General features: G+C 39.8%; 4 protein-coding genes. 1 reads left to right on the top strand and 3 read right to left on the bottom strand.

The window, feature by feature from the left end; genetic code table 11:
* Nucleotides 1–215 precede the first annotated feature (215 nt).
* On the bottom strand, nt 216–611 hold the full coding sequence (locus F6K38_RS40275; RefSeq protein ID WP_287251002.1) for a hypothetical protein: 396 nt from the start codon (nt 609–611) through the stop codon (nt 216–218).
* 538 nt (nt 612–1,149) lie between these two features.
* On the opposite strand from F6K38_RS40275, the gene msrA reads away from it, so the two are divergent.
* Nucleotides 1,150–1,614, top strand: coding sequence for a peptide-methionine (S)-S-oxide reductase MsrA (msrA, locus tag F6K38_RS40270; protein ID WP_008188103.1), 465 nt, complete (start codon nt 1,150–1,152; stop codon nt 1,612–1,614).
* Here the strand turns inward: msrA and F6K38_RS40265 are convergent.
* Both F6K38_RS40265 and F6K38_RS40260 read right to left on the bottom strand, forming a co-directional pair.
* Nucleotides 1,606–1,737, bottom strand: a complete 132-nt coding sequence (locus tag F6K38_RS40265) for a hypothetical protein (protein ID WP_267872089.1) — start codon at nt 1,735–1,737, stop codon at nt 1,606–1,608. The two genes, msrA and F6K38_RS40265, sit on opposite strands and share 9 nt — an antisense overlap.
* A 219-nt stretch (nt 1,738–1,956) precedes the next feature.
* Nucleotides 1,957–2,083: VOC family protein (locus F6K38_RS40260; protein ID WP_353737287.1), on the bottom strand; the 127-nt coding region annotated here is incomplete at its 5' end.

Below are 2,083 nucleotides of genomic sequence, written 5' to 3'. Positions count from 1 at the left end.
ATTTATACCTTTTGCCTTGTCTTCATCAAGGTTGATGAGATGCAAGAGGTCTAATTTTTAATTCACTATTATACATTCTACATTCACCATTCTAAATTCTAAATTCTAAATTCTACATTCTACATTCACCATTCTACATTCTTAATTCACCATTCTAAATTCTACATTCTACATTCTACATTCTAAATTCTACATTCTACATTCAACCTTCAACCTTATTCAACCTTAGAGCAAACTCGATTCAACAACTCCTTAGGAATTGCCTCGAAATTCTCCAAAACAAAATCCATTAAAGCCAGATGGTATAAGGAATCGGCATTAGGAGTTTTATAGCGAGCACCTTGGGCCAGCCAGCTATTTACGGCGTAAGTTGAGCGGCAGCAGATGTTACCCATGTCTTCTTGATTGACTTGCCACTTGCCGTAAAACGCCTGGGGAGTCATGGACAGTCGGTAGTTGCTGTATAGGTAGATCAAAATTTCCTCTCGCTCAGTGATGGCACGAGGCATTGAATCTGGGCGTGTGGATTGGCTTTCAGCAATTTGGGCAAGCCGGTCTAGGGCTCGCTGACAGTGAACCAGATGATCTACTGACCGTTTTTTTGGCATCATAGAATTACCTCACACATAGCTTGTGACTGGGGATAAAGCCGCGCTTGTAGCGTCAACTTGAAAGCGCGGCTTTTTGTATAAACATCTTATGGGGACATTTTTATTATTACTAATATCTTGAAAAAAGTCAAGGCTATTTTTTTAGTTTAAACATTTTGTTACAAACAAAAAAAATACGATAGTGGTTATAGTTTATAGTTAAAAATATCAGCTATAAGCTATCAGTTTATATCCTAATAATATACACATTATTTTTACCCGATTCCCGATTCCCGATTCCCTCAAAAATTGACAACTACTATATAATGAATAAATCCTGAGCAATGATTGATCAATAACGGGTGCATCTCCTAAAAGCTGTTTAACCCGGTGGGTGGAATGGGCATCTTGCCCGTGACAATTTTCGGAAGGGCTGTCCCAATATTAGCGGTGCGTTACGGGACGGGCTTTTCCAATACTGGCTACGACGCGGAAAATGAAGGCGAGCCCGTCCCTAACGCACCCTACGCAAAATTTACTGTTTAACTACGTAACAAAGATGGAAAAAGCGACATTTGGTGGTGGTTGTTTCTGGGGAGTAGAAGCAGCATTTCGGAAAGTGAAGGGAGTAGTCTCAACTTCTGTTGGTTATATGGGCGGACATTTTCCTAACCCATGCTATCTAGATGTATTATCAAGAATAACCGGTCACGCGGAAGTGGCACAGGTGGAGTATGACCCGGAAAAAGTTAGTTATGAACAATTACTTGACCTATTTTGGTCTATCCATGACCCTACGACATTAAACCGTCAAGGTCCTGATCGAGGAGAACAGTATCGATCGGTGATATTTTTCCACAATCAGGAACAAGAAGTGTTGGCAAGACTGTCAAAACAAAAGCTGCAAGTTTCTGGTAAGTTTGATAAGGATATTGTCACTGAAATTAAACCAGCTTCCGACTATTATTTAGCTGATGACTATCATCAACAGTATTTTGAAAAGAAGCAGAAGTCTTTACGTTAAATATTGCAGGAGATAATAGGGAACAGGGAATCGGGAATCGGGAGTCGGGAGTCGGGAGTCGGGATTAGGAATCCCCAAGGCGATCAAATTAGTTAAGAATAGAGAGCAGGTATCAGGGAACATAAATAAGTAATTTTAGTTAGTTTTGGGTTTCAAAGATAATTTCAATTTTGTTTATTCCAAGAACATAACTTTGACTTATAAATCATGACTCCTGTCTCCTAACTCGTGGATCAAGTTGGTTATGTCAAACTAAGGTTATTTGCCTTAATTTTTATTCCCGATTCCCGATTCCCGATTCCCGATTCCCGATTCCCGATTATTCACAACTTCAGCGAAGTCTCATTCAATCGCATCGCAGCGAATTTCAACCATAAATCCATCGGGGTCATAAAAATAGATACCTCTGCCAGTAGGACGAGTTACTGGACCATGATCGATGGGAATTTGATTTTGTTTTAGGACTTCT

This window comes from Moorena sp. SIO3B2, assembly GCF_010692525.1.
GTDB classification, from domain to species: Bacteria; Cyanobacteriota; Cyanobacteriia; order Cyanobacteriales; family Coleofasciculaceae; genus Moorena; species Moorena producens.
Note: the sequence above shows the minus strand (reverse complement) of the source record. Positions and strands in the feature narration are given on the sequence as shown.